This window comes from Spirillospora sp. NPDC046719, from assembly GCF_040645715.1.
In the GTDB taxonomy this organism is placed as follows: Bacteria; Actinomycetota; Actinomycetes; order Streptosporangiales; family Streptosporangiaceae; genus Spirillospora.
In genome coordinates this window covers 1-3,279 of record NZ_JBEYYT010000710.1, presented here as the reverse complement: position 1 = coordinate 3,279, position 3,279 = coordinate 1, and the positions used below count along the sequence as shown (strand labels likewise).

Here is a 3,279-nt window from a genome sequence, read left to right as displayed (position 1 = left end):
AGCCAAGTTCGAGCTTGCGAGAACTTGATCGCGCAGCGAGCCCCCAGGGCGAGTCGAAGCGATGCAGCGATCGCACGCATCGCCCGTTGAAGGGAGGGCCCCCAGGGCCCGACCGCCAAGGGCGGTGCAATCAACACAGCGATCGCACGCAGCGCCCGTTGAAGGGAAGGCGCTCTAGCGCCTGACCGCCAAGGGCAATGCAAATCAACTCGTACTCGGGGACTAGGGGAAGTCAGACCTGGTACCGAGTGACTGGCGGGGTGACCGGTCGGTAGGGTCCGCGTATGTCCAGACGATTCCTCGGTCTTGTCTCGTTGTCGCTCGTGCTGCTGGCCGGTGCGTGCGGGGGCGGCGGGTCCGACAAGCCGGCGCCGAAGGCGGACTTCGACGGGGCGCAGACGCTGAAGCGGTCGGCCGGCGCCATGGCGGGCCTGAAGAGCGTCGCGTTCACGGTGGCGTCGGACGGCAAGACGCCGATCATGGTCAAGGGCGGCGACATGAAGCTGCTCCGGGACGGCGACGCGCAGGGGACGCTGACCCTGGAGCAGTCGGGCCAGAACGTCGAGGCGAAGGTCGTCGCGAAGGGCGACACGTTCTACCTGGACGCGGGGACGGGCGGCTGGCGGAAGCTGCCGAAGTCGATGGCGTCGGCGGTGTACGACCCGTCGGCGGTGCTCGACCCGAACCGGGGCATCGCCAAGCTGCTGGGCTCGCTGCAGGCGCCGAAGGCCGAGGCCGTGGAGAAGGTGGACGGCAAGGAGGCCTACCGGGTCGCGGCGACGCTGCCGCAGGACCAGGTCGGGGGGCTGATCCCGGGGATCGGCGACGATCTCGCCGGGCAGGTGTGGGTGAGCAAGGCCGACGGGCGGCTGCTGAAGGTGCGGGGCGCGTTCCCGAAGGGGCAGGGCGCCGTGGTGATCACGTTCACCGACTTCAACGCCCCCTACAAGATCAGCGCTCCGAAGTGACCGCGCGGCGCGGGATCGCGATCGGGGCCGGCGGCGCGGTGGTGCTGCTGGCCGCGCTGGACGCCTACGTGGTGACGACGATCCTGATGCCGGTGGTGAAGGACCTGGGCGTCCCGGTGAACCGGCTGGAGCGGATCACGCCGGTGCTCACCGGGTTCCTGCTCGGGTACGTGGCGGCGATGCCGCTGCTCGGGCAGCTGTCGGACCGGTTCGGGCGGCGGCCGCTGCTGCAGGCGTGCCTGGTGTTCTTCGCGGCCGGGTCGGTGGTGACGGCGCTGGCGCAGGACGTGCCGGTGCTGACGGCGGGACGGGTCGTCCAGGGGGTGGCGGGCGGTGCGCTGCTGCCGGTGACGATGGCGCTGGCCGGGGACCTGTGGGACGAGCGGCGGCGTCCGGTGGTGCTGGGCGCGGTGGGCGCGGCGCAGGAGTTGGGGAGCGTGCTCGGGCCGCTGTACGGGGCGGGGATCGCGGCGGCGCTGGAGTGGCGCGCGATCTTCTGGATCAACGTGCCGCTGGCGGTGCTCGCGATCGTGGCGGTGCAGGCCACGGTGCCGGGCGGGCGGCCGGAGGGGCCGCGCCCGGGCGTGGATGTGGTGGGCGGGCTGCTGCTGGCGGCGGGCCTCGCCCTGCTGGTCGTGGGGGTCTACAACCCGGATCCGGAGAGGTCGGCGCTGCCGTCGTGGGGGTTGCCCGTGATGGCGGCGGGCGTCGTGGTGCTCGCGGTGTTCGTGCTGTGGGAGGTCAGGGCCCGGACGAGGCTGCTGGACCTCGGCGGTGTGCGGCGCGGGCCGCTGCTGGCGACGCTGGGCGTGAGCTTCCTGTCGGGGGCCGCGCTGATGGTGACGCTGGTGGACGTGGTGCTGGTCGCGCAGACGGTCCTGAACAAGGACGAGACCGAGGGCGCGCTGCTGCTGACGCGGTTCCTGGTGGCGCTGCCGGTCGCGGCGGTGGCGGGCGGGGTCGTCGCGCGGCGCGTCGGCGAGCGGTGGCCGATGGCGGCGGGGATGCTCGTCTCCGCGTTCGGTTACGTGCTGATCGCGGGGTGGCCGGCGGACCTGGCGCACGCGTCGTACGGGCCGCTGCCGCGGATGGACGTCGACCTCGTGGTGACGGGGCTCGGGCTGGGGCTGGTGATCGCTCCGGTGTCGTCGGCGGTGCTGGCGTTCGTGCCGCCGGCGCGGCACGGGGTGGCGTCGGCGGCCGTGGTGGTCGCGCGGATGATGGGGATGCTGCTCGGGATCTCGGCGCTGTCGGCGTGGGGCTTCCACCGGTTCCACGTGCTGACGGCGCATCTGCAGCCGCCGCTGCCGTTCCTGATGTCGAAGGCGGAGTTCGCGAAGGAGATGACCGTGTACAAGGCGGCGGTGCGGGACGCGCTGCGGGCGGAGTACCGGGAGATCTTCTGGATCACGGCGGGGATGTGCGTGCTGGGCGCCGTGCTGGCGCTGGTAGCGGGGGCGCGGCGGGACGGCGCGGAGCCCGCGGCGGAGCCGGCGGAGAGCCTGGCCGCGCGCTGACCTCGCGGTTCGCCCGGGAAGCAAGGGCCGGAGAAGAAATGGCCGGATCCGGCCATGCTCGGCTGCCACATCGCTCACACCGGGCGCGTTCATCCCGTGGTTCGCGCGGCGCCTGGTTAGCGTGACTTGCTCCGCCGCCCGCGCCCCGGCGCCCCGGCCGGTGGCGCTTCCCCCCCGACCCCGCGGAACCGCGGCAGAAAGACGGTGAGCCCGTGCATCGGATGAGCGGACTGGACGCCAGCTTCTACCTCCTGGAGGACGAGAACACGCCCCTGCACGTCGCGTCGGTGGTCGTCTTCGAGGGGCCCGCGCCCTCGTACGGCGACGTGGTCAGGACGATCGCCGCGAAGCTGCCCCTCGTCCCCCGGTACCGGCAGCGCGTGCGGGGCGTCCCCCTGCACCTCGGACGGCCCGTCTGGGTGGACGATCCGCATTTCAACATCCTGTACCACGTCCGGCACACCGCCCTCCCGGCGCCGGGCAACGACGAGCAGCTGCGCAACCTGTCCGGCCGGGTCCTCGCGCAGCGCCTCGACCCGGCGAAGCCGCTGTGGGAGATCTGGCTGGTCGAGGGCCTGACCGGCGGGCGCTGGGCGATGATCGCGAAGGTGCACCACTGCATGGTGGACGGCATCGCCGGCATGGACCTCGCGACCGTGCTGTTCGACCTGTCCCCCGAGTTCGAGCAGCCCCGCGAGACCGAGCCGTGGGAGCCGGACGCCGAGCCGTCCGACCTGGCGCTGCTGGCGGACGCCGCGCGCCGCACCGTCACCCCCCCGCTGGGCCAGCTCACG

General features: G+C 72.9%; 3 protein-coding genes. All 3 read left to right on the top strand.

The window, feature by feature from the left end:
• Positions 1-284: 284 nt before the first annotated feature.
• Positions 285-968 carry an LppX_LprAFG lipoprotein gene (locus ABZ914_RS49035; protein WP_500201469.1) on the top strand — a complete coding sequence of 228 codons (684 nt, stop codon included), beginning with the start codon at positions 285-287 and terminating at the stop codon, positions 966-968.
• Positions 965-2,485 carry an MFS transporter gene (locus ABZ914_RS49030; protein ID WP_500201468.1) on the top strand — a complete coding sequence of 507 codons (1,521 nt, stop codon included), beginning with the start codon at positions 965-967 and terminating at the stop codon, positions 2,483-2,485. Before ABZ914_RS49035 ends, ABZ914_RS49030 begins: the two co-directional genes overlap by 4 nt.
• A gap of 221 nt (positions 2,486-2,706) precedes the next feature.
• Positions 2,707-3,279 (top strand): wax ester/triacylglycerol synthase domain-containing protein (locus ABZ914_RS49025; RefSeq protein WP_500201467.1); only part of this gene is annotated, 573 nt, incomplete at its 3' end.